Below are 23,015 nucleotides of genomic sequence, written 5' to 3'. Positions count from 1 at the left end.
ATAGCAAAGGCTTTTTTAACCTATTAGTTAAAAAAGCCTTTTTTTATAATAAACCTCTAGCTTTTATTTCTAAGTATTTGTTTATAGTATCAATAGTTAAATTTTCGGGAGTAGTAAGAATTGAGTAAATGCCGTATTTTTTTAATTCGTTTACAATAAGACGTTTTTCAAAGGCAAACTTTTCAGCAATTACTTTGTCATAAGCTTGTTGAACAGTTTCGGCTTTGTTGTGTATTAATCTATTAAGTTCTGTGTTTTTAAAAAATATAACTACTAATAAATGACTTTTTGCAATACCTTTTAAATACGGTAGTTGCCTATGTAGTCCATCTAAGGTTTCAAAATTTGTGTATAATAAAATTAAGCTACGGTGTGTTATATTGCGTTTAATATCTGCATATAAACGCCCAAAATCACTTTCAAAAAAATTAGTGTTTACGTTATATAGCGCTTCTAAAATTAAATTCATTTGTGAGGTTCTTCGCTCTGCAACAACTCTGTTTTCAACTTTTTTTGAAAACGAAAAAATACCAGCTTTATCTTGTTTTTTTAATGCTACGTTTGATATAACTAAAGCTGCGTTAACAGCATAATCTAAAAGCGATAAGCCATTAAAAGGCATTTTCATAACCCTACCTTTATCAATAACCGAATAAATAGGTTGCGATTTTTCATCTTGAAATTGATTTACCATTAACTGATTTTTTTTAGCTGTTGCTTTCCAGTTTATGGTGCGTAAATCATCACCTAAAACGTATTCTTTTATTTGTTCAAACTCCATGGTGTGCCCAAGTTTGCGCACTTTTTTTATACCATATTGTGATAGGTTATTGCTTATAGCCAGTAAATTATACTTGCGTAACTGTATAAAACTGGGGTAATTTGGTACCATTACGCCATCGTTAAAAGTAAAACGACGTGCAACCAAGCCAAAAACCGAGTTTACATAAATATTAAGCTTGCCAAAGTGGTATTCACCACGTTCAGTAGGGCGTAATTGGTATTCTAAAGTTGTCCTGCTAGTGGGCGCTAATTTTCGGTCTATTTTAAAATTTCTAAGTTGAAATTGTTCGGGCACTTCATCAATAATCCTAACAAAAACAGGAACCGTATAAAAGTTTTGTATGTTTAATTGAATGGGGTTTTCATCACCGTTTGATAATTTTTCGGGCACTATTCTTTCACCAAAAACGCCTTTTTTAGTGGTGTATAAAAACAAGGTGTCTAGTAGCGCTAAAGCAACTAAAATAAGTAGTAAAAGCCTAACAGTGTTAAACCAAACAGGAAATACAAAACTTATTATAAATAGTATCATAATACCAATACAGGCATAAAATAAACGGTTTTGTATGTAAAATGATTTTAGGCGTTTCACTAATCTTGTTAAAAGTTAAAAGTTAAAAGTTATCTGGGTATTTCAACCGTTTCAATAATTTGTTTTATAATTTGTTTGGTTGTAACGCCTTCCATTTCGCGTTCAGGTGTTACAATAACGCGGTGTTGTAAAACGGGTATGGCAGCTTGTTTAATGTCTTCGGGTGTTACAAAATCTCTACCATTCATAGCTGCAAAGGCTTTACTTGCTTTCAAAATAGCAATAGATGCTCTTGGTGAGGCACCCAAATATAAAAAGGCATTGTTTCTGGTGTTTACAATTATGTTTGCAATGTATTTTACTAAATGTGATTCTATTATAATTTGGTTTACTAAATCTTGAAATTTTGCTATTTGTGTTTGGTTTAAATGTGCTGTTACTTTATCGGTTTTAGTGCTACCTTGCAAGTTTTGTTCTCTGTTAATAATTTCAATTTCTTCATCTAAATTAGGGTAATCAATATCAATTTTAAACAAAAAACGGTCTAGTTGAGCTTCGGGTAGGCGGTATGTGCCTTCTTGTTCAACTGGGTTTTGGGTTGCTAACACAATAAAAGGTAAATCCATTATAAATTTGTTGCCATCAATAGTTATTTGGCGTTCTTCCATAACCTCAAAAAGTGCAGCTTGAGTTTTTGCGGGCGCACGGTTTATTTCATCAATTAAAATCATGTTTGAAAAAATAGGCCCTTTTTTAAATTCAAATTCTGAAGATTTTACATTGAATACCGATGTACCTAAAATATCACTTGGCATTAAATCTGGTGTGAATTGAATACGACTAAAACCAATGTCTAACGATTTTGCCAATAATTTAGCTGAAATTGTTTTGGCAACACCAGGAACGCCTTCTATTAACGAGTGACCATTGGCTAAAATTGAAGCAATTAAAAGATCTATCATGCCTTTTTGCCCTACAATTACTTTGCTAATTTCAGCTTTTATAAGGTTTATGCCTTCTTGTAACTCTGTTAAATCTATACGGTTTTTAAAGGCCAAATCGCCATTGGTGTTGTTTGAAGGTGTTTGTTCAAACGCTTCTTGTTTGTTGTTTGATTGTAAATCTTGGTTTTCTGGGTTGTTAGTGTCCTCCATAATTATGCGGTATAAAAATCTTCAATAGCTTTGTTAAGCGCTAATAAATCGGCTTCGTTACAAAGGTTCTTGGCTTTTAAATTTAAAATTAATGTAATAAGCGGCGCAATTTTATCTTTTGGCTTATTGGTTTTTAAGCTTAGGTTTTTAACAAATTTATCGTCTAAAACTTCGGTGCTTAATAAATATTTTCGTCTTATATGTTCAAAAAAATACGTTGTTTTTTTATCAATTATGGTGTTATGGTCTTTAGTTTCATAATATAAATTACCAATTGTTTTGGTGAATTCAACGGTAGAATTTTCTAAAGGTTTTATAACTTTTACAATGCGTTGCCTGCGTTTTGCATTAAAAATCATGAATAAAATAAGTGTAATTAATGCTAAATACCAAGCGCTTCTTAATGCTGGTTTGCTTAAAATAAAACGCATGGGCGAACTGCTTAAATTAGCGCCAACTTTATTAGGCGAATCATAAAACAAAGTTTTAGGTGTTTGCAAATAACTTAAAATACCCGCGGCATATTTACTATTATTATTTTTTAGTAAATGATAGTTTGTAAATACAACAGGTTGTAAATGAATAAAAACTTGGCCTTTACCGTGTGCTATTTTAACGTAGTTAATTCTATTAATACTATCAAATTTTTGGTAGCCCAAAACCGTGGTATTTTCTTTGTCCAATTTTGAAAAATAGTAGTTGCTAAGGCCTTTTTTAATGGTAATAGAATCGTTTTTTAAGTATTTGTTTGAGAAACTTAAAGTGGCTTTACCTTTAAAATTGTAATGGTTTTTTACTTTAATAGATAGTGAATCTAATATTTTTTGTGGTGGATAGTTTGATGAAATAAAAACTGTGTTGCCATGTAATGCAAAATCTAAAAGTTCTTGTGCAGATATATCATCTACTTGCGAAAAGTTTTTTATTTGAATATAGGTGCCAGTTTTAGTGTAAACACTGTCTGTGGTATTGAAACTGGGGTTGAAGTACTGGTAAGGCGTGGTTTTTATGTTTTTTAATGCACTATTTGGAAATAGCGTTTTTAATTCATTGTGTAAAATATATGTGCCATAAGGTATTTTGTCTTCTTCGTTATAAGTAGCACTCCAATCTACAGGTTTTGGCTTTGTGATGTCAATAAAAATAACACCAGCAAAAAGCACAATTAAAACAACAAGGTATATTTTTATAGTTTTATTCATGCTTTTAAACTATTTAAAAAGTTAGAAAAAGCATGTTTGGCTTGGTCAAATTCTGTAGCGGTTACATTAAACTCGCCGTACCAAATGTAGTTGTATAAGTATGATGTGTAGGCAAACTCTTTTTTTATGTTGGCTTTAGTAATTTCGTTTTGGTAATCGCTGTTTGTTTTTTCAACATCATATTCAATAATAGCAGCTTCAGTAAGTTGTTTTAAAAGCCATAAATAGTAATACCTAATGGCTAAACGGTAATTGTTATTGGTTTCGGCTTCATTAATAAGTGCATTAAAATCGGTTACATGAATGTTGGTTTCAACATCAGTAACAGGAATAATGCTTTTATCAGACGATTTACCAAAAACCCAAGTACCTTCTTTGTTTATAATAGCTTTAAAAATGAAGTAAATTACTAGTAAAAATATAATTACACCGGCAATATTTATAGCAATATCTGTGGCTTTTGATGCTTGCCCTTGATTTGTTAGGTTGAAAAGATCTGAAAAGAAATCATTCAACCATTGTTTAAAACGCATCCACCAGCCAGCTTTATCAATATCATGTTCATAAATAAAATCTTCGGTGTTATAGGTTTCGGTTAAATTATCTAAACTTTTAGGTTTTATAACTGTTGAAGTATCAACGTTTAAACTGTCGTTTGCCGGTAAGTTATTATTAGCAAATGCTGTTATTCCTATAAAAAATAAAATAATATGTAAAAAAAGCTTTTTATGCACCTGCACCAATTTGATCTATAATATCTTTTGTGTTTATATGTTCTTTGTCTTCTTTCAAACTATAAAAAACAATACCTTGATTAAGCAGTAAAATGCTACCTAAAATAGTGCTTAATGCAAATGATAAAAAGAATGTTACAATCATGAAAACAGACATACTATTGGAAACATCAGTAGGGTTTACAGTTGCCGATGTTGGATTTATAAACAAACCACCCATAGTAAATATTGACGTTATTAATTGAATAATATACTGCAAAGCATAGCTTATTAAGTAAAAAATACCAACACAACCAACGGCCGCCCAAAATTTTGATGTTAATAAAGACCACGCATACCCAAAGCAATCCCAAATGCCTTTTTTGTTTTCTAAATATTCAGATAACGCCATATAATAAAACAAAGCAAAAGCGCCTATTAGTAAGGGTAATGCTAAAAAACCTATAATTGTTATTATAAGTACAAGAGCACAAATGAAAAATACAATTAGTAACGGAATACCCATTAAAATACCACAAACTATAAAGGTTAATAGTTTGCCAATATTTTTTTTATAGCTAGTAATTATAGCTTTGGTATCAAAGTTATTACTACCATGCGTATTGTAAAGTTGCAGGTAAATTGGTGTATAAGAATATGAAATAATGGCCGAAATTAAACCAACAATGCAAAATAATATTACTAAAATAACAAACATGGGTAAGTTCTCATTCATATAACCATCTAAAGCGCCCGGGTTTTGTTGGTTTGATAAACCGCTAAAAATAAAATCTGAATAAAACTGCGTAAAAAAATAGCCAATTATTAGCAGCAGAATTAAAAAAATACCGTTTGTAATAAAATAGTGTTTAAAAAAATGTTTCCCGTTTAGTTTTAAAAAACTAAAGGTATCTTGAAAAAAATCACTAAATCCTCTAGATTTATATAATTGCATGTTTGTTTTTTAGTTTTTTATGTAAAATGAATGGGTAAATTAAGTAGTAAAATGAAATAATACTTAAGGATGTTAATATAATACCAACCGATAACCAATTAGGCATGGTGTTAGAATAGCGGGTAACATACCCTTCTAAAATGCCTGCTGCAATGGTAAAAGGAAATGTGCTAATTAATATTTTAACCCCATCTTTTACGCCCATTTTAAATGATGTTATTCTAGAATATGTTTTAGGAAAAAGTATACTAGCACCCAACGCTAAACCAGCGGCAGCTTCAATAACTATAGCAAAAATTTCCATGGCTCCATGAATCCAAATACCTCTAACGCTTTCCCAAAGTACGCCATGTTTGTAAAACATAAACTGAAAAGCGCCTAACATAATACCATTGTTAAGCATGTAATAACCAGTGCCTAAACCGCCAGCGGCACCAAATACAAAAGAGCAAATGCCAACATATAAATTGTTTAAAGTAATACCAAAGGCGCTACCCCAGTTGCTGCCACTTTTATAAACCGCTACGGGGTCTCCTTTTTCAATATTTTCTAACGTCATGTTTACATAGTGGTCACCCAAAATGAGTCTAACAAACGTATCATCATAAGCTGCAGAAAGTGCACCAATAGCAGCAAAACTAAAAAATATAATAAAGGCATAAAGTACATAACGTCTGTATTCATATACAATTAAAGGTGCTTCAATTTTCCAAAAATGCACAAAACGGTTGGTATCTTGCCGTTTTGTTTTATAAATTTTTTGAAACGCCTTAGCGGCTAAGTTGTTAAGGTAAAGTATTGTTTTACTTTTAGGGTAATAGGTTTGCGCATACGAGAGATCATTTACTAAATGTATGTAAAGTGAAGCAAGTTCGTCAGGGTTTTTTAGGTTTTTTCCAAAAATAGCTTTTTCAAAATTCAGCCATTTTTCTTTATTTTGTTTAATAAAGGCAACTTCTCTCATTAAAATCAAAGCTACATAAAATTTTATTAAAGTACTTCATATCTTACAATAATTTACAATAGATTTGTAAAAGAAAAATAATACTTTTTAATGGCTCAATTACAAATAAATACCACACAAAATGTAAATATTAATTTTACTGCTGCTAGTGTTGGTGAACGCCTTTTGGCTTATTTAGTTGATTGGGTAATTAAAATAGCGTACATAATTGTTACCTACCAAATAGTGTTTAATTTACTTAGAGTAGAAGATTTAGTTTTTGGTATGGACAGGTGGTCTCAAGCCGCTATTTACGTGTCTTTTTACTTGCCTGTAATTTTTTATTCGTTAATATTTGAAACTTTATTAGACGGACAAACACCAGGAAAACGTGTGCTTAAAATTAAAGTAGTTAAAATTGATGGTTACCAAGCCTCATTAGCCGATTTTGTTGTAAGATGGTTTTTCAGAATTATAGATTTAAACATAGCCAGCGGTATAGTAGCATTAATTGCTATTGTAACAAGTAAAAAAAATCAGCGTTTGGGTGATATAACTGCAGGAACTGCCGTTATAGCCTTAAAAAACAATGTAAATATTAGTCATACTATTTTAGAAGATTTAAAAGAAAATTATACACCATCATACCCCAACGTAATTAAATTATCGGACAATGATGCGCGTATAATTAAAGATACATTTACTACCGCAAAAGCATCAAAAGATTATCCAACGTTAATAAAACTACGAAACAAACTTATTGAGGTTGTAGATATTAAAGAGGTGAAACAAAAAACCGATATTGAGTTTATTGATGTTATTTTGAAAGATTACAATTACTACACACAAAATATGTAAACCATCATTATTTGAAAAAGTGTGTAAAATTATGTTGTTTTGCATACTCGTGGCACGTCTAAAAGTCTTTGGTATTTCGTATAACACAGCCAGTTAAAAAGACAAAATCACAATTTAAATATTGAAAAAATGAGCATGTTTTACATTATAAATATTTTGGGTACCATTGCATTTGCAATTTCTGGAGTTTTAATAGCTTTTGAAAAACGAATGGATGCTTTTGGTATTTTAATTATTGCCTTTGTAACAGCTGTTGGTGGCGGTACCTTGCGCGATGTTTTAATAGGAAGTACACCTGTTTTTTGGATGGTAGATATAAGCTATGCTTACGTTATTATCTTCTCAACTATTTTTGCAATTATTTTTAGAAAACGCTTAAATTATTTACGTAAATCATTGTTTTTGTTTGATACCATTGGTATTGGTTTGTATACCTTAATTGGTATTGAAAAGGGTTTACAAGAAGGTTTACACCCGTTAATTTGTGTAGCTTTAGGTACCATGACAGCTAGTTTTGGCGGCGTAATTAGAGATATTTTGTGTAACGAAATACCTATTATTTTTAGGCGCGAAACCATTTACGCTACTACCTGTATTTTAGGAGGTTTTGTGTATTTTCTATTAGATAATTTTAATATTGATAATAACATAGTTTACATGGTTTCAGCAGCCGTAATTATTGTAACTAGGTTATTAGCTGTTAGGTTTAAAATTTCACTGCCAAATATTTATAAAACAGAGTTTTAGTTTGATGATTTTAAAGTTGAAAGTTGAAGTTTTACAAAAAGAAAGCCTTTTAAAAGCGTAGTTTAAACCAACAACTAATCAATAATTTCTACTTTTCTTATGTAAACATTTTTCATAGGCCATTCACCATCATCTGTTTCAACATTGGCTATTTTATCAACTACATCCATGCCGTTAATTACTTTTCCAAAAACGGTATAATCACCATCTAAATGGTAAGCGCCGCCTTGTTGTTGTACAATAAAAAATTCGTAAGGAGATGCCAATTTATGCGGATTTTCAATTTCGCTACTAGGCATTGATACAACACCACGGTGATGTTTAAAACCTCTTTTAGTATCTGGTGGTAACAAATATTTACCAATATAAGCACGTTTTTTTGAAGTTTTAACATCATCACTATTACCACCTTGAATTATAAAATTGGGCACTACACGATAAAATTGTGTGTTTGTAAAATACTGCTGTTTTGTTAAAAAAATGAAATTTGAACGGTGAAAACGGGTTTCATCAAAAAGTAAAATATCAATAGTGCCAAAATCTGTAAAAATGCGCACCTTATTTTCTTTGTGAATGTCGTTGTACTTTAAAAAAAACTCCATAGCGCTTTTAGAGTTTAATTTAGGAAACGGTCTGTTAGGTTCAGTTTCTGTAACTGTATCAGTATTAATGTCTGTTTTCTCTGTGTTAACTGTTTTTAATGTTTTAGTTGTAGTTTTCTTTTGTTTATCTTCACAATTAAAAAAAAGAATAAACGCAAAAAAAAGCATTACATAGCGCATAGAATATGAATTATGATGAGTTTTTAAAATCTATTTCAAAAATAGAAAATATACCATTGCCAGCCGAAACATCGCAACTTAAAATGGTGCCTCCTTTTAGAAAGCAATTAATGCAGGCACAAAAAAAAGCCATGAAAAACCCTAAAAAGGCAGGTGTTTTGGCTTTGTTTTATCCAGATTTTTCAAACCAAACTAAATTCGTTTTAATTTTAAGAAAAACCTATAAAGGTGTTCATTCTGCCCAAGTGGCTTTTCCTGGTGGTAAATTAGAGCCACAAGACACATCCTTAAAAGATACAGCACTAAGAGAAACGTTTGAAGAAATTGGTGTGCCCACAAACCAAGTTGAAATAGTTAAAAAAATCTCGCAAGTTTACATTCCTCCAAGTAATTTTAACGTACAACCTTTTATAGCAATTACAAAAAAAACACCTGTTTTTATTAAAGAAGAAGCTGAAGTTGAACGCATTATAGAGGTTGATGTTAACCATTTTTTAGATGAAACAGTTCAAGTTGTAAAAAAAGTTAAAACATCATATAGTGTTGAGGTTGAGGTGCCTGCATTTAAATTAAATGGTTATACCGTTTGGGGTGCTACAGCAATGATGCTTAGCGAAATTAAAGATATATTAAAGGCGCTACTCTAATAGCTTAGTTTTATTACATTTGTAGCAAAACCAAGCAGAAACTAAATTTCATGGGATTATTCAAAAAAAATCCTTTCGGACATATATTATTTTTAAAAAAATGGCTCATAAGAATTTTGGGCACCATAACTCACAGGCGTTTTCGTGGGTTTAATGAATTACAAATTGAAGGGTCTGAAATTATTAAAAATTTACCCGATAAAAACGTACTGTTTATATCAAACCACCAAACATATTTTGCTGATGTTGTAGCTATGTTTCATGTGTTTAACGCCAGTTTAAGCGGTAGGGTAGATTCTATAAAAAATGTAGGATATCTTTGGAATCCCAAACTTAATATTTATTATGTGGCAGCTAAAGAAACCATGAAAGCTGGTTTACTACCTAAAATTTTAGCATACGTAGGTTCTGTTAGCATTGAACGTACATGGCGTTCTGCAGGACAAAACGTAAACAGGCAAGTACGCATGAGTGATATTTCAAATATAGGAAAAGCTTTAGATGATGGTTGGGTAATAACATTTCCTCAAGGTACAACCACACCTTTTAAGCCTATTAGAAAAGGTACTGCACATATTATAAAGCGCTATAAACCTATTGTTGTACCTATAGTTATTGATGGTTTTAGGCGGTCATTTGATAAAAAAGGCTTAAGAATTAAAAAGAAAAATATTTTACAAACAATGGAAATTAAAGCACCATTGGAAATTGATTACGATAACGAAACAACCCAAGATATTGTTAGTAAAATTGAGTATGCCATTGAGCAGCATCCATCATTTTTAAAAGTGTTAACACCGCAACAAATTAAAGAACAAGAAGAGTTAAATAAACTTAGAGAATGGTAATTTTTAATATTTGAAGATGAAAACACTTAAGCTTATTTGGGATTTTAGAGGGCCTGCTGCTGAAAATACAGCTCGCCATCATGAAATTCATTTGAAAGAATATGCTATTGCCGAAAATTTAGAATATAAAATTACTGGTGTTGAAACCATAAATGACATGCATACGCTGGCATTTTTAGTAGTTTCAGAAACTAATATGCCACAGGTAAGAAATGCGTTAAAACCACATAGAGGTCAAGTTTATAATGCCTAACTTGTAGGCATGAAACAAATTTCACGCCTTTTATTTCTGCTAACATTTGTTATGTTGGTTAATTGCCAAAATAAACTTGGTGAACATTCTAACTTCACAAAAGTTGAAACATCAAAAGTTGATATTATTGATGTTTTGTATGCCAAAGAATTATCAAATAAAATACTTACTGCACAAAAAACAGGCAGTTTTTATAGCTTACATGAAAGCGAAGCAACTCCAGATATGGTTAGTGGTTTAAATGAAAGTCTTCAAAAAACAACCTACCAGCGTATCAAAGCTTCGGTAGGCGATTATGTTGGTTTAAATTTTGAATCAATGTTTGAAGGCAATGTAGCAAACCCTTATAAAATATACAGGTTTAAAGGCGTTTTTACTTCAAATTCTGATATAGAAGTTAGAGCTGTTTTCAATTTAAAAGGTAAACTGGCTGGCTTTTTTGTAAAACCTTGGAAAGAAACTTTATAGGTTTTAAAAATTCTTCAAAAAAATAATCTAAAAAAACACAAGTAATTGTAAAATAATTTACTTTTGCGCGCCTTTGAAAAATTCATGGTTTACGCAAGGGTAAATTGTGTTTAGTACATATGAAACATTGATTCAAGGCCTTTTGGATAAAGGTTTTGAATCCGTAGACAATTGGTTGACAGCAGAACAACTAAATGGTCTCCGAAAATCACTTCTAACACGTTATCAAAATGATAATTTTCGTGTAGCGGGTATTGGTAATAAAGATAATGTTCAAACTGCAAAAAGAATTAGAAATGATCAAATTCATTGGTTAGAAACTTCAAAAGCCGATGACAATGAAAAAGCATTTTTAAATCAAATTGAACATTTTGTGCAATATTTAAATAAAACCTGTATGGCGGGCTTAAAATCATTTGAGTTTCATCATGCGGTTTATCAACAAGGTTCGTTTTATAAAAAACACGTAGATCAGTTTGTTAATGATGACAGCAGGCAATTTTCAGTAGTTTTATATTTAACAGAAACGTGGAGTGAAGGCGATGGTGGCGAGCTACTGCTATACGCTAACAATAATACAGCTACCAAAGTGCAGCCATTACCTGGTAGGCTTGTTTTTTTTAAAAGTACACTGCCACACGAGGTGCTAACAAGTAACATTACTAGATTAAGTGTAACAGGTTGGTTAAAAAATAGAGTATAAGCGGTTAATAAATCATAACAAAACTGTTTTATTAAAAACACATAAATGCCTATTTTGCGTTGTTAAAATTTAATAAACGTAAATGACAGTTTGTATAGCAGAAAAACCAAGTGTTGCCAGAGAAATAGCGGCTGTTTTAGGAGCTAAAACTAAGCACGATGGCTATTTTGAAGGTAATGGCTATGCGGTAACTTATACGTTTGGGCATTTATGTACTTTAAAAGAACCTGTAGATTATAAACCTTACTGGAAAAGCTGGGATTTGAATAATTTACCAATGCTTCCCGATAAATTTGAAGTTAAAGTTGTAGCAAACTCTGGCATTCAAAAGCAATTTAAAATTGTAAAAAGTTTATTTGAAAAGGCCAATGTTGTTATAAACTGTGGCGATGCAGGGCAAGAAGGAGAACTCATTCAACGTTGGGTAATGAATGAGGCTAATTACCAAGGTGAAGTAAAACGTTTATGGATTTCATCATTAACCACCGAGGCTATAAAAGAAGGTTTTGAAAACCTTAAACCAGCCACAAATTATGATAATTTATACTATGCTGGTTTTTCGCGTGCTATTGGAGATTGGCTTTTGGGCATAAACGCCACCAGATTGTACACCGTAAAACATGGTGGTTATAAACAAGTACTTTCGGTTGGGCGTGTTCAAACACCAACACTAGCCATGGTTGTAAATAGGTTTAGAGATATTGAAAATTTTAAACCACAACCATATTGGGAGCTTCAAACCAAATATAGAGATACGCTTTTTAGTTATGAAGAAGGTCGTTTTTTTAAAAAAGAAGCTGGCCAAGTTTTAGCCGATAAAGTAAAAGAAAGCGATTTTGAAATTGTTTCAATTGCTAAAAAGAAAGGAAAAGAGTATGCACCAAAATTGTTTGATTTAACAGGCTTACAAGTATATTGTAATACTAAATTTGGATTTTCGGCAGAGGAAACTTTAAAAATAGCGCAAAGTTTATATGAGCAAAAAGTAGTTACATACCCAAGGGTTGATACCACTTTTTTACCAACAGACATTTATCCAAAAGTTGAAGGTATTCTAAAAAAACTTACTAATTACGCTGCATTAGTAGCACCTTTGTTAGGAAAAAAAATTAAAAAGTCTAGCAGGGTTTTTAATGACAAAAAAGTAACAGATCACCACGCTATAATTCCAACAGGTATTCAAGGTAGGTTGCAACCTGCACAGCAGCAAGTGTATGATATTATTACTAAACGTTTTATTGCAGTTTTTTATCCAGATTGTAATGTGGCAAATACCACCGTTACTGGTAAAGCGGCCGATGTTTTGTTTAAAACTACAGGTAAAGAAATTTTAAGTAAAGGTTGGCGCGAAGTATTTATAAACCCAAATGCTAAAGAAAAAGAAACAGGCGTGTTGCCAACATTTACAAAAGGCGAAAAAGGACCGCATGAACCAAGTTTTTTAGAAAAAGAAACCAAACCACCAAACCAATTTACTGAAGCATCATTGTTACGCGCCATGGAAACCGCGGGTAAACAAGTTGATGATGATGAAATGCGCGATTTAATGAAAGAAAACGGTATTGGGCGCCCATCAACGCGGGCAAATATTATTGAAACACTTTTTAAAAGAAAGTATATAAAGCGCAACAAAAAACAGGTTTTGCCCACACAAACGGGTATTCAACTTATTGATACTATTCAAAATGATTTATTAAAATCGGCTGAATTAACAGGGCGTTGGGAAAAGCAATTAAAAGATATTGAAAAAGGCCATTTTAGTGCGGGCGCATTTATAAATAATATGAAGCGTATGGTTGATGCTTTGGTGTATGAGGTTAGAACTGAAACCAAGCGTGCTAATATATCATATGAGGCTAACGTTAAAAAAAATAAAGCTAAAGCCGAAGCTAAAAAAGATGCAGGAATAACCGCTATTGCCTGTCCAAAATGTAAACAAGGCAATTTGTTAAAAGGCAAAACAGCTTACGGTTGCAGTAACTATAAAAACGGTTGTAGTTTTACATTGCCGTTTAAAATTCACAATAAAAAAATATCTGAAAAACAATTTATAAGGCTCTTAGAAAAAGGATGCACTGTTAATTTAAAAGGTTTTAAAACTGAAACAGGAACTGTTGAAGGTTTATTGCGTTTTGATGATAATTTTAATGTGAAGTTAGAACCAAAAAACGCTACGGTTAAAATAAAACAAGCAGATAACATTTGCCCAAAGTGTAATAAGGGTACCATTATAAAAGGTAAAACAGCTTATGGTTGTAGTAACTATAAAACAGGTTGCAATTTTAAGGTAACTTTTGAAACCGTTAAAGCTAAAATTAACGGGCAAACACCAACAAAGGCACTTGTTTATAATATTTTAAAGGAGAATTTTTAATGTCTCACCGCCATTTTATTATTTATAAGCCCTACGGATTTTTAAGTCAGTTTATGAGTAACGACTCTAAGCAGCAAAAAAAGAAATTTTTAGGTGAATTATATAATTTTCCTGAAGGAATCATGGCCATTGGTAGGTTAGATGAAAAATCTGAAGGTTTGCTACTTCTTACTACCAATGGTAAAATGAGTGATTACATTAACAGCCAAAAAGTAGATAAGCAATATTATGCCTTAGTTGATGGCGCCATAACAAATGAAGCCATAGCGCAATTAAAACAGGGTATTGAAATTGGTTTTAACGGTAAAAAATATAAAACCAAACCTTGTGATGTTTATGTTTTAAATGAAACGCCTAATTTACCAACGCGCTCAAAAAAAATACGCGATGCTAGGCATGGGCCAACTACTTGGGTTTCGGTTACTTTAAATGAAGGCAAGTTTAGGCAAGTACGAAAAATGACATCGGCGGTGGGTTTTCCAACCTTGCGTTTGGTGCGTGTGCGTGTTGGTAATATGCACTTAAATAACATGCAAGTTGGTGATGTTATTGAACTGCCTAAGCTTTGCGTTAGGGATTGAAGCAACTACCGTGTAGTGCGGAAAGCCCGACCCGATAGGGGAACGCCCAAATTATTAAACTTCTAATTTTTTAAGTTCGTTATAATTTTTGTTTAGGCGTTTTAAAAGTAGCCCATAAATAAGCCTGTAAAACAACCAAATAATTACTATAAACACAACAGAAACCAGAACGCTTATAATAATATATACCGTCATACCTGCGCTTTCAATGGCTTTCATAACGTTAGGATCATAATGTGATGAATAATAAAAGCCTATAATAAAGGAAACGGCAACCATTATTAAGTTATATAAAACATAATACTTTATAATTTTTCTGGTATTTATAATGCTTTTCATTAAACGTCTGGCATTATCTGTAACAGAAATAGATTTGTATGCTTTGTACAGTAGAAAAATAAAAACTAAAATTACGGCATAGCTAAAAATGCTTAATCCTGTCATGATACCGTCAGAATATACTTTATCAAGTTGAGATCTGTAGGTGTCTGATGTGAAATAAGGTATAGTGTTAACTAATATCCAGAAAACTAACTCTGCAATACTAATGTAAAAAAGTGTTTTTACTATTGAAGATGATTTTTTATGTAGCATTGGCAAGATATCTTTAGCTTTTAATGTAGCTTGGGTATCTTGTTTATTCCAATCTTTTTTTAGTAAATCTAATCCATCCATGGCTATTACGGATTTAAAATGGTTCTTAACTTGTTTTTAATTCTGTTCATTTTCACGCGGGCATTTACCTCGCTAATTCCCATTGTCTCGCTAATTTCTCTATAATCTTTGTCTTCTAAATACAAGAAAACTAATGCTTTTTCAATATCGTTAAGCTGGTGTACTGCTTTGTAAAGTACTTTTAATTGTTGTTCTTCGGTATCATCATAATCTTCAGATTTTATTTTAAAAGCAACACCATCAAAATCTTGGGTGTTAATGGTTCTTTTAGACTTTCGGTATAGGGTAATGGCAGTATTTAAGCCAACTCTATACATCCAGGTACTAAATTTTGCATCGCCACGAAACTTTGGGTAGGCTTTCCAAAGTTGAATGGTTATTTCTTGGAACAAATCATTATGAGCATCATAGTTGTTGGTATACAACCTACATACTTTATGTATGATGTTTTGATGCTTTTCAAGCAGTTCCACAAAATTTTGTTCTAGTTCGTTTTTCAATGTGATGGTTTGGTTATACCAATAGGTAGCTTAAAAATTAAAAATGTTACAAAAAAGATGAAAATACTATTAAAATTTCAATTCATCTATTAGATTTTACAGTTCGGTTATTTAAAGTTTAGAAACTCTTAATTCTATTTCAAATTTGCAATGTCAATCAATAATAACAAATAGTATTTAAATAATCATGAAACAACTAATCATCATTTTAATTACATTATTTAGTATTCAATTACAGGGCCAAACATTAATTAAAGGTAAAGTAGTTAATTCAAAAAAAGAACCAATTATGGGTGCCAATATTTATTTAGAAGGCACTTATGATGGAAGCACTTCAAATGAAAAAGGCGAGTTTTCATTTACAACCACAGAAACCGGCACTCAAAGTTTAAAAGTATCGTATTTGGCTTATGAAACCTTTACAATGGTAGGAGATTTAACTTATATGAAAGACTTAACTATTACACTAAAAGAAGATGTAAGCACTTTAGATGCAGTAGTGCTATCGGCAGGTACATTTTCGGCCGGTGATAATAGTAAAGTAAGCGTGCTAAAACCTTTAGATGTTGTAACTACAGCAAGTGCTTTAGGAGATTTTGTTGGGGCATTGCAAACGCTTCCAGGAACATCAACTGTGGCAGAAGATGGTCGTTTATTTGTACGTGGTGGCGATGCTAATGAAACACAAATTTTTATTGATGGTATTCGTGTATTTACACCATACACACCAACAGCAAATAACACACCAACACGCGGGCGTTATTCTCCTTTTTTGTTTGATGGCATTACCTTTTCAACAGGCGGTTATTCTGCAGAATATGGGCAAGCTTTATCAAGTGTTTTATTGTTAAATACTATAGATGAACCAGACCAAGAAAAAACAGATATTGGTATTATGAGTGTTGGAGCAACCTTAGGAAATACTCAAAAATGGGGTGCTAATTCTTTAAGTGTAAATGCATCTTATGTAAATTTAGCGCCTTACATTGCTTTGTTTCCAGATAGAAACGATTGGAAAAAACCTTTTGAAACCTTTGCAGGTGAAGCCGTTTACAGGCATAAAACAGATTCTGGTTTATTTAAGTTTTACGGCGCTTTTGATACCAGTAATTTTGAATTAACACAAACACATATTGATTTTTCTGAAGGTGCAAACTTCAAATTAAATAATAAAAATTTATACATGAATGGCTCGTATAGCTCTGTTTTATCTAATACTTGGTCTATGTTTGGCGGTTTAAGTTTTACAAGAGCTAATAATAAATTGGGGGTAATTGATAGTGATATTAATAATATTGAAAATTCTTTTCATGCTAAATTGAAGTTTAAAAATCGTTTTAGTAATAGATTCAAATTTTACTATGGAGCAGAATATTTTGCCACAGATTATGATGAAACTTATAAAGATGTAACTATTGATGAAGTAAATTATGGTTACAATAATAATATAGCTGCTGCATTTGCCGAAGCAGATATATTTATCTCTAAAAATTTAGCTTTTAAAACAGGTGTTAGAGCAGAGTATAGTGAAATTTTTAAAGATGTAAACGTAGCTCCAAGAGTGTCTCTAGCTTATAAAACATCAAATAAAAGTCAGTTGTCTTTAGCTTATGGTAATTTTTACCAAAATCCAACCAGTGATGTTTTAAAATTTGAACAAAATTTGAAAGCCGAAAATACCACGCATTATATTATGAACTATCAATACAACGCAGATAGACGTATTTTTAGGGCTGAAGCTTACTACAAAAAATATAATAACCTAGTAAAATATAATACCGCTTTTACAAGTTTTGAAAGTGATTTTAACAACAACGGAAATGGTTTTGCAAAAGGCTTAGATTTATTCTGGAGAGACAATAACTTTATTAAAAACTTTGACTATTGGTTAAGTTATTCCTACTTAGATACTAAAAGAGATTACAGAAATTACCCAACAAAGGCGCAGCCTAATTTTGCCAACAAGCATAACGTATCTGTAGTAGGTAAGTATTTTATAAATAAATGGCGCAGTCAAGTTGGGTTTAGTTATGGTTTGGCCTCAGGAAGAACTTATACAAACCCCAATGAGCCTGGTTTTTTAAACCAAAAAACAAAAGCATTTAATAACCTAAGTTTAAACTGGGCGTATTTAATATCACCTCAAAAAATATTATACGCCTCTGTTAATAATGTTTTAGGCTTTAAAAATATAAACGGTTACCAATACGCAAGCACACCAAACATGAATGGGCAATTTAATAGGCGTGCTTTAACACCAGCTGCAGATCAGTTCTTTTTTATTGGTTTTTTCTGGACAATTAGTGAAGATAAAAAAAGCAACCAGCTAGATAATTTGTAGAACTAAATTTTGTTTTTTATCTTCTAAAAAATAACCTGTTAAATTGGTTAACCAGTTTTAAATAATTGGTTATCTTGCAATAATTTAAAACTTTAAAAAAATAAATATGGGGCAAGTTATTACGTTTGGTGAGGTTTTAATGCGTATTTCACCTTGGGGAAATAAAAAGTTTATACAATCTAACGTGGCCGAATTTTTTTTTGGTGGCACAGAGTTAAATGTTGGTATTTCTATTGCACGTTTTGGCGGCCATGTAAAACACATTAGTGCAGTTTCAAATGATTTTATTGGTGAAACAGCCATTTCTTACATTAATAAATTTGGGGTAGATACATCATCAATTGTGCGTTCAAAACGTCCGTTAGGGGTTTATTTCTTAGAAGTAGGAGCCGTAATGCGCCCAAGTACCATTTCGTATAATCGTTCACATTCGTCTTTTTCTGAAATACAACCCAATATGGTTAATTGGGATAAAGCATTAACTAATGGTGAGTGGTTACACTGGACGGGTATAACACCTGCTCTCTCAAAACATGCGTTTCATATTTTAAAAGAAGGTTTGTTATTAGCAAAAGAAAAAGGTATGACCGTATCTGCAGACCCAACTTACAGAAACGGACTATGGAATTACGGTATTGATGCAAAAGATGCTTTAATTGAATTATTAGAGTTATCAACCGTTTTTATTGGTGGTATAAATGAAATAAACGAAGTTTTGGGTACAAATTATGGGTATTCAAATGATGATTTTATTGAAGCTTCAAAAGCATTAATGCAAACATTTCCTAGTATTGAAAAAGTATTTGATAAAATTAGAACGTCATTAAATTCATCATGGCATAAAATACGCGCCAGAATGTATAATGGTAAAGAGTTTAAAGAAACTATAGATTTAGATATTACACATATTGTTGATAGAATAGGCACGGGCGATGCTTTTGCGGCAGGATTAATTTATGGTTTACAACGTTTTGATGATTGTAAAGCCATGAAATTTGCTAGTGCTGCTTGTGCGTTAAAGCACACCTATGAAGGCGATGTAAATTTAGCCACAGTTGATGAGGTTACCGCTATTTTAAATGGTAATACTTCGGGTAGATTGCAAAGGTAAATTACTCGGTTAATTGTAATAAGCCAAACATAGTAGGTTGGTGTACATCTTTAGTATTAATATTTTCAACCGGAAAAATAGTGGTGATAGAGCGGTTTTCTCCTTCAAGCTCATTTCTATCTTGCCTAATGGCTAAAAACATATATTCTGCACCGGGTTTTACGGGGTAAGCTCTGTCTAACCCCCAAAGTACATTAAAAGGTATTTTAAACTCCATAGTCCAACCCTTATCAGTGTCAGAATTATCATTTACAGAGCCATCAATAGTTACGGCAACTTCATATTCGGGGTTATACCATTTTGCTACAATATTTTTATCTTTTTCAAAATCATTAATAAACAAAACATCGTTTTTGGCTTTGTTTAAATTAACCTCAAGTGCAATATGTGCGTTTAATGGTTTGGGGGCTGGTATTAAAAATAATTCAGCACAATCATCAAAAAATGGTTTACCGTCTCTTTGGGTTTCTCGGGCAACAATATTGGTGTCTTCACATTCAAAAAATAAATACAAATTTTCAGTATCCCAAAGCATTCTATAGGTTGTGTTTTGGTAGGTGTTGTTGCTTTTTAGTGGGTAAAAATGTGTCAACTTGCGGGCTTCTGCTTTATGCCAATTGGTTTCGTTCATTTTACCATCAATAACCATGTTTTTTTTGGTTTTTATAACCTTATAAATGGGCCTTTCTTGTTGTTGGCAATTAGCTAGTGTGCTTGATAATAATAAAATTATAATGTAGAAATAAAGTTTCATAATAGTGTTGTTACATAAAACTAATGTAAGGCTTTTGAATGATACTTGCAGTTTTAGATATGATTTTTGTCATAGTTTATCATGTACTTTGAAACTACTTTTATGGTATAAAATTTTAGAGTCATGAAACCAAAAAAGAATCCAAATTTAGAAATAGGACGCAATAGCACATTGTATTTTGCTATAGGTCTTAATTTGATGCTGCTTCTTTCTTGGCGTATGTTAGAATACAAAACTTACGAGAAAGATGAAGTTTCAATTGATATTGTAGAAGTTGAGAGTGAATTTGAAGAAGAAATACCAATAGTAAATCAAATGGCGCCACCGCCACCGCCACCACCACCGGTTGCTCTTCAAGAAAATGTGCAAATTGTTGAAGATACTGAAGAGGTTGAAGAAACCTTTATAGAAAGTTCTGAAACCGATCAAAACGACGCTATTGCAGAGGTAGTTGAAGTGAGCGATATTGTGGTTGAAGAGGTGTATGAAGACGTAGAGGTGGCTTTTGCTATTATTGAAGACGTACCGGTATTTCCAGGTTGTGAAAAACTAAGTAAGGCAAAAACAAAAGCTTGTTTTCAGCAAAAAATGCAAGAACACGTTGTAAAACACTTTACATATCCGCAGGCTGCACTAGATATGGGAATACAAGGTCGTGTATCAGTAATATTTATGATAGATACTAAAGGGCACGTAACAGGTGTACGTTCTAGAGGACCCGATAAAATATTAGAAAAAGAAGCAGAGCGTATTATTGGAATGTTGCCAAAAATGCAACCCGGTAAACAACGCGGTAAACCAGTTAAAGTTTCTTATGCTGTGCCAATATTCTTCAAGTATCAAGAAGGATAGGTCTGTAAAAAGTTCTTTATTTCAATGTGGGGGAAACCAAGAGTTAATTAATTAGCTCTTGGTTTTTTTGTTTTTAGCTACCGCTAAATTATGTGCTATTTAAAGTATTTACAATTCATCATATAAAAATTACAGTTGGGTAATTCACTTTTTTATAACCTTCATGTGTGTTGCATATTTGTGTCATAATTAAAAAACAAACAGTTATTAATCTAAATTTAAAACACATGAAAAAACTAATCATCATTACCGTATTATTAATTACAGGTTTAGTAAATGCACAAGGAAATTATGAAAAAGGCATGAAAAAAGCTTTTGATTTGTGGAGTAACGGCAAACCTGTTGAAGCAGCTAATTTATTTGAACGTATTGCAAATGCAGAACAAGATAATTGGTTGCCGCCATATTACGCAGCCCAAATTAACATTGTGTATAGTTTTGGTTTAAAAGACAAAGAAAAACTAACCGCTCAATTAAAAAAGGCACAAGATTTATTAAATGATGCCACTGCAATATCTAAAAACAATGCTGAAATTTTAGTAATGCAAGCAATGCTGCACACCGCTTGGGTAGCTTTTGATGGCGCAACATATGGCATGACATTGTCTCCAAAAGTAGTTGAAATTTACACTAAAGCTAAGGCCATTGCCCCAAATAACCCAAGAGTTGTGTATTGCCATGCCGAATGGAATATTGGCGGTGCTAAGTTTTTTGGGCAAGATACCACACCGTTTTGCAAAGATTTAGAAAAAGCTTTAGATCTTTTTGCTAATTTTAAACCAGAAACACCTTTTCACCCTAATTGGGGGCAAGATCGTGCTGAAATGGCTTTAAAAGCTTGTAAAGAATAATAAGGTAAATACCGTACAAATACAAAAACGTTACAATGAAACATCTTTTAAAAAATATAATTACATCATTTATAATAGGCATTGTTGTGTTTGTTGTTGGAAGTTTTTTATCAAACGGATTTAAATATCAATCTACTGAAGATTTTCTTGTAACCTTTGTAATTTATCAGTTGTACTCATTTGTAATTGGGTTTTCAAACATGTATTTTTTTGATTATTTAGAAAAATTAACCTGGAGACCAACCGATAAAATTAAACGTATAATTATAGGTATTATTGGTGCAACCGTACTTACACTTGTGTGTCTTTTTGTACTAAACTTAATAATGGCTATAACATTACGTGGTGAAACAGTAAGCCATTTTATAGCAAACCAATCTTACAGGCATTATAGCTTTGGTTTATGGATTACACTTACCATTGTTACCTTTTTTCATGTAATTTATTTTTACAATAGGTATCAGCAAAATAAAATAAAAGAGCAAAAAGTAATAGCAGGTACAGCAAGTGCAAAGTTTGATGCTTTAAAAAATCAATTAGATCCGCATTTTCTATTCAATAGTTTAAATGTGTTAACCAGTTTAATTGATGAAAACCCAGATAAAGCTCAAGATTTTACAACATCACTTTCAAAAGTATACAGGTATGTTTTAGAGCAAAAAAACAAAGAATTAGTATCTGTAGATGAAGAGTTGCAATTTGCAAAAACGTACATGTCTTTAATAAAAATGCGTTTTGAAGATAGTATAATTTTTACAATGCCAGCAAAAGCTTCTAACCCAGAAAGTAAAGTAGTTCCATTGTCATTACAACTACTTTTAGAAAACGCAGTAAAACACAACATGGTAACCCCAAGTAAACCTTTACACATTACCATTTTTGAAGATAATGGTTACCTAGTAGTAGAAAACAATTTACAACCCAAGCAAATTGTAAAAAAAAGCAGCGGTGTTGGTTTAAGCAACATTATGCAACGTTACAATTTGCTAACTACCCGCAAGGTAGATATTAACAAACAAACAACTAAGTTTTTGGTAGCAATACCAATGCTTACAAAACAAATATCAATTATGAGAACAAAATCATCAAACCAAATAGACGATAGTTATTTACGTGCACGCAATCATGTTGAAGAGCTTAAAGGCTTTTACTACAGTCTAGTGGCATATATTTTTGTAATTCCTTTTTTAATTTTTGTAAATTATAGAACTTCATGGCACTTCCAATGGTTTTGGTTTCCAATGTTTGGTTGGGCTATAGGTTTGGTTATACAAGCATTTAGGGTTTTTGTACACAACGGTGCTTTTGGTAGAAACTGGGAACAGCGCAAAATACAAGAATACATGAAACAAGAGGAACAAAAAGATCGTTGGAACTAATTAAAAAAA

The 23,015-nt window shown here is 31.9% G+C and carries 24 protein-coding genes; 14 read left to right on the top strand and 10 right to left on the bottom strand.

Annotation, left to right across the window (positions count from 1 at the left end; translation table 11 throughout):
- Positions 1–43 precede the first annotated feature (43 nt).
- Genes ACYX4H_RS02190 through ACYX4H_RS02165 form a run of 6 tightly spaced genes read right to left on the bottom strand, consistent with a single transcriptional unit; the run spans position 44 to position 6,303 of the window.
- The gene (locus ACYX4H_RS02190) at positions 44–1,375 is read right to left on the bottom strand and encodes a DUF58 domain-containing protein (RefSeq protein WP_476237583.1); all 1,332 of its coding nucleotides are present in this window, start codon (positions 1,373–1,375) and stop codon (positions 44–46) included.
- 29 nt (positions 1,376–1,404) lie between these two features.
- The gene (locus ACYX4H_RS02185) at positions 1,405–2,469 is read right to left on the bottom strand and encodes an AAA family ATPase (RefSeq protein ID WP_476237582.1); all 1,065 of its coding nucleotides are present in this window, start codon (positions 2,467–2,469) and stop codon (positions 1,405–1,407) included.
- 2 nt (positions 2,470–2,471) lie between these two features.
- On the bottom strand, positions 2,472–3,671 hold the full coding sequence (locus ACYX4H_RS02180; protein ID WP_476237581.1) for a DUF4350 domain-containing protein: 1,200 nt from the start codon (positions 3,669–3,671) through the stop codon (positions 2,472–2,474).
- Complete coding sequence (locus ACYX4H_RS02175) at positions 3,668–4,405, bottom strand: DUF4129 domain-containing protein (RefSeq protein ID WP_476237580.1); 738 nt, start codon at positions 4,403–4,405, stop codon at positions 3,668–3,670. Before ACYX4H_RS02175 ends, ACYX4H_RS02180 begins: the two co-directional genes overlap by 4 nt.
- Positions 4,398–5,339 (bottom strand): hypothetical protein, encoded by a 942-nt coding sequence (locus ACYX4H_RS02170; RefSeq protein WP_476237579.1) that lies wholly within the window; start codon positions 5,337–5,339, stop codon positions 4,398–4,400. The genes ACYX4H_RS02175 and ACYX4H_RS02170 overlap by 8 nt, the downstream gene beginning before the upstream one ends.
- The gene (locus tag ACYX4H_RS02165; protein WP_476237578.1) at positions 5,326–6,303 is read right to left on the bottom strand and encodes a stage II sporulation protein M; all 978 of its coding nucleotides are present in this window, start codon (positions 6,301–6,303) and stop codon (positions 5,326–5,328) included. Before ACYX4H_RS02165 ends, ACYX4H_RS02170 begins: the two co-directional genes overlap by 14 nt.
- Before the next feature lie 90 nt (positions 6,304–6,393).
- Between ACYX4H_RS02165 and ACYX4H_RS02160 the strand changes: the two genes are divergently transcribed.
- Positions 6,394–7,140, top strand: coding sequence for an RDD family protein (locus ACYX4H_RS02160; RefSeq protein ID WP_476237577.1), 747 nt, complete (start codon positions 6,394–6,396; stop codon positions 7,138–7,140).
- A 135-nt stretch (positions 7,141–7,275) separates the two neighbouring features.
- The gene (locus ACYX4H_RS02155) at positions 7,276–7,887 is read left to right on the top strand and encodes a trimeric intracellular cation channel family protein (RefSeq protein WP_475295930.1); all 612 of its coding nucleotides are present in this window, start codon (positions 7,276–7,278) and stop codon (positions 7,885–7,887) included.
- Between the two features lie 74 nt (positions 7,888–7,961).
- Here ACYX4H_RS02155 and ACYX4H_RS02150 read toward each other — a convergent pair whose 3' ends face one another.
- Positions 7,962–8,657, bottom strand: coding sequence for a peptidylprolyl isomerase (locus tag ACYX4H_RS02150; RefSeq protein ID WP_476237576.1), 696 nt, complete (start codon positions 8,655–8,657; stop codon positions 7,962–7,964).
- A 17-nt stretch (positions 8,658–8,674) separates the two neighbouring features.
- On the opposite strand from ACYX4H_RS02150, the gene ACYX4H_RS02145 reads away from it, so the two are divergent.
- The 7 genes from ACYX4H_RS02145 (at position 8,675) to ACYX4H_RS02115 (ending at position 14,543) form a co-directional block, all read left to right on the top strand.
- A complete protein-coding gene (locus tag ACYX4H_RS02145; RefSeq protein WP_476237575.1) occupies positions 8,675–9,316 on the top strand; it encodes an NUDIX hydrolase in 642 nt (213 codons plus the stop codon).
- A 50-nt stretch (positions 9,317–9,366) separates the two neighbouring features.
- On the top strand, positions 9,367–10,164 hold the full coding sequence (locus ACYX4H_RS02140; RefSeq protein WP_475295540.1) for a lysophospholipid acyltransferase family protein: 798 nt from the start codon (positions 9,367–9,369) through the stop codon (positions 10,162–10,164).
- A gap of 16 nt (positions 10,165–10,180) precedes the next feature.
- Positions 10,181–10,417 (top strand): hypothetical protein, encoded by a 237-nt coding sequence (locus ACYX4H_RS02135; RefSeq protein WP_476237574.1) that lies wholly within the window; start codon positions 10,181–10,183, stop codon positions 10,415–10,417.
- A 9-nt stretch (positions 10,418–10,426) separates the two neighbouring features.
- Positions 10,427–10,885, top strand: a complete 459-nt coding sequence (locus ACYX4H_RS02130; RefSeq protein WP_476237573.1) for a hypothetical protein — start codon at positions 10,427–10,429, stop codon at positions 10,883–10,885.
- 127 nt (positions 10,886–11,012) lie between these two features.
- The gene (locus ACYX4H_RS02125; protein WP_476237572.1) at positions 11,013–11,588 is read left to right on the top strand and encodes a 2OG-Fe(II) oxygenase; all 576 of its coding nucleotides are present in this window, start codon (positions 11,013–11,015) and stop codon (positions 11,586–11,588) included.
- Between the two features lie 82 nt (positions 11,589–11,670).
- A complete protein-coding gene (locus ACYX4H_RS02120) occupies positions 11,671–13,962 on the top strand; it encodes a type IA DNA topoisomerase (protein WP_476237571.1) in 2,292 nt (763 codons plus the stop codon).
- The gene (locus ACYX4H_RS02115) at positions 13,962–14,543 is read left to right on the top strand and encodes a pseudouridine synthase (protein ID WP_476237570.1); all 582 of its coding nucleotides are present in this window, start codon (positions 13,962–13,964) and stop codon (positions 14,541–14,543) included. The genes ACYX4H_RS02120 and ACYX4H_RS02115 overlap by 1 nt, the downstream gene beginning before the upstream one ends.
- A gap of 54 nt (positions 14,544–14,597) precedes the next feature.
- Here ACYX4H_RS02115 and ACYX4H_RS02110 read toward each other — a convergent pair whose 3' ends face one another.
- Positions 14,598–15,218, bottom strand: a complete 621-nt coding sequence (locus tag ACYX4H_RS02110; RefSeq protein ID WP_476237569.1) for a hypothetical protein — start codon at positions 15,216–15,218, stop codon at positions 14,598–14,600.
- Positions 15,219–15,223: 5 nt separating this feature from the next.
- Positions 15,224–15,718 carry an RNA polymerase sigma factor gene (locus ACYX4H_RS02105; protein WP_476237568.1) on the bottom strand — a complete coding sequence of 165 codons (495 nt, stop codon included), beginning with the start codon at positions 15,716–15,718 and terminating at the stop codon, positions 15,224–15,226.
- Between the two features lie 187 nt (positions 15,719–15,905).
- Here ACYX4H_RS02105 and ACYX4H_RS02100 point away from each other — a divergent pair, with 187 nt between their 5' ends.
- On the top strand, positions 15,906–18,059 hold the full coding sequence (locus ACYX4H_RS02100) for a TonB-dependent receptor (RefSeq protein ID WP_476237567.1): 2,154 nt from the start codon (positions 15,906–15,908) through the stop codon (positions 18,057–18,059).
- A gap of 106 nt (positions 18,060–18,165) precedes the next feature.
- A complete protein-coding gene (locus tag ACYX4H_RS02095; RefSeq protein WP_476237566.1) occupies positions 18,166–19,170 on the top strand; it encodes a sugar kinase in 1,005 nt (334 codons plus the stop codon).
- A gap of 1 nt (position 19,171) precedes the next feature.
- On the opposite strand, the gene ACYX4H_RS02090 is transcribed toward ACYX4H_RS02095, so the two are convergent.
- Complete coding sequence (locus ACYX4H_RS02090; protein WP_476237565.1) at positions 19,172–19,924, bottom strand: carbohydrate-binding family 9-like protein; 753 nt, start codon at positions 19,922–19,924, stop codon at positions 19,172–19,174.
- Between the two features lie 123 nt (positions 19,925–20,047).
- Here ACYX4H_RS02090 and ACYX4H_RS02085 point away from each other — a divergent pair, with 123 nt between their 5' ends.
- The 3 genes from ACYX4H_RS02085 (at position 20,048) to ACYX4H_RS02075 (ending at position 23,006) form a co-directional block, all read left to right on the top strand.
- On the top strand, positions 20,048–20,776 hold the full coding sequence (locus ACYX4H_RS02085) for an energy transducer TonB (RefSeq protein ID WP_475295529.1): 729 nt from the start codon (positions 20,048–20,050) through the stop codon (positions 20,774–20,776).
- A 227-nt stretch (positions 20,777–21,003) separates the two neighbouring features.
- Positions 21,004–21,627, top strand: coding sequence for a hypothetical protein (locus ACYX4H_RS02080; protein WP_476237564.1), 624 nt, complete (start codon positions 21,004–21,006; stop codon positions 21,625–21,627).
- A gap of 35 nt (positions 21,628–21,662) precedes the next feature.
- The gene (locus ACYX4H_RS02075; protein WP_476237563.1) at positions 21,663–23,006 is read left to right on the top strand and encodes a histidine kinase; all 1,344 of its coding nucleotides are present in this window, start codon (positions 21,663–21,665) and stop codon (positions 23,004–23,006) included.
- Positions 23,007–23,015: the final 9 nt, after the last annotated feature.

Source organism: Seonamhaeicola sp. ABD4_340 (genome assembly GCF_056312135.1).
This window is presented reverse-complemented; position numbering and strand designations above follow the sequence as displayed.

What these genes read in the sequence shown, in the direction of transcription:
- ACYX4H_RS02110 (WP_476237569.1), bottom strand. Translation starts at nt 15,218, where the DNA reads ATGGATGGATTAGATTTACTAAAAAAAGATTGGAATAAACAAGATACC.
- ACYX4H_RS02145 (WP_476237575.1), top strand. Translation starts at nt 8,675, where the DNA reads ATGAATTATGATGAGTTTTTAAAATCTATTTCAAAAATAGAAAATATA.
- ACYX4H_RS02130 (WP_476237573.1), top strand. Translation starts at nt 10,427, where the DNA reads ATGAAACAAATTTCACGCCTTTTATTTCTGCTAACATTTGTTATGTTG.
- ACYX4H_RS02100 (WP_476237567.1), top strand. Translation starts at nt 15,906, where the DNA reads ATGAAACAACTAATCATCATTTTAATTACATTATTTAGTATTCAATTA.
- ACYX4H_RS02170 (WP_476237579.1), bottom strand. Translation starts at nt 5,339, where the DNA reads ATGCAATTATATAAATCTAGAGGATTTAGTGATTTTTTTCAAGATACC.
- ACYX4H_RS02185 (WP_476237582.1), bottom strand. Translation starts at nt 2,469, where the DNA reads ATGGAGGACACTAACAACCCAGAAAACCAAGATTTACAATCAAACAAC.
- ACYX4H_RS02095 (WP_476237566.1), top strand. Translation starts at nt 18,166, where the DNA reads ATGGGGCAAGTTATTACGTTTGGTGAGGTTTTAATGCGTATTTCACCT.
- ACYX4H_RS02155 (WP_475295930.1), top strand. Translation starts at nt 7,276, where the DNA reads ATGTTTTACATTATAAATATTTTGGGTACCATTGCATTTGCAATTTCT.
- ACYX4H_RS02115 (WP_476237570.1), top strand. Translation starts at nt 13,962, where the DNA reads ATGTCTCACCGCCATTTTATTATTTATAAGCCCTACGGATTTTTAAGT.
- ACYX4H_RS02135 (WP_476237574.1), top strand. Translation starts at nt 10,181, where the DNA reads ATGAAAACACTTAAGCTTATTTGGGATTTTAGAGGGCCTGCTGCTGAA.
- ACYX4H_RS02090 (WP_476237565.1), bottom strand. Translation starts at nt 19,924, where the DNA reads ATGAAACTTTATTTCTACATTATAATTTTATTATTATCAAGCACACTA.
- ACYX4H_RS02150 (WP_476237576.1), bottom strand. Translation starts at nt 8,657, where the DNA reads ATGCTTTTTTTTGCGTTTATTCTTTTTTTTAATTGTGAAGATAAACAA.
- ACYX4H_RS02165 (WP_476237578.1), bottom strand. Translation starts at nt 6,303, where the DNA reads ATGAGAGAAGTTGCCTTTATTAAACAAAATAAAGAAAAATGGCTGAAT.
- ACYX4H_RS02080 (WP_476237564.1), top strand. Translation starts at nt 21,004, where the DNA reads ATGAAAAAACTAATCATCATTACCGTATTATTAATTACAGGTTTAGTA.
- ACYX4H_RS02085 (WP_475295529.1), top strand. Translation starts at nt 20,048, where the DNA reads ATGAAACCAAAAAAGAATCCAAATTTAGAAATAGGACGCAATAGCACA.
- ACYX4H_RS02160 (WP_476237577.1), top strand. Translation starts at nt 6,394, where the DNA reads ATGGCTCAATTACAAATAAATACCACACAAAATGTAAATATTAATTTT.
- ACYX4H_RS02140 (WP_475295540.1), top strand. Translation starts at nt 9,367, where the DNA reads ATGGGATTATTCAAAAAAAATCCTTTCGGACATATATTATTTTTAAAA.
- ACYX4H_RS02180 (WP_476237581.1), bottom strand. Translation starts at nt 3,671, where the DNA reads ATGAATAAAACTATAAAAATATACCTTGTTGTTTTAATTGTGCTTTTT.
- ACYX4H_RS02075 (WP_476237563.1), top strand. Translation starts at nt 21,663, where the DNA reads ATGAAACATCTTTTAAAAAATATAATTACATCATTTATAATAGGCATT.
- ACYX4H_RS02120 (WP_476237571.1), top strand. Translation starts at nt 11,671, where the DNA reads ATGACAGTTTGTATAGCAGAAAAACCAAGTGTTGCCAGAGAAATAGCG.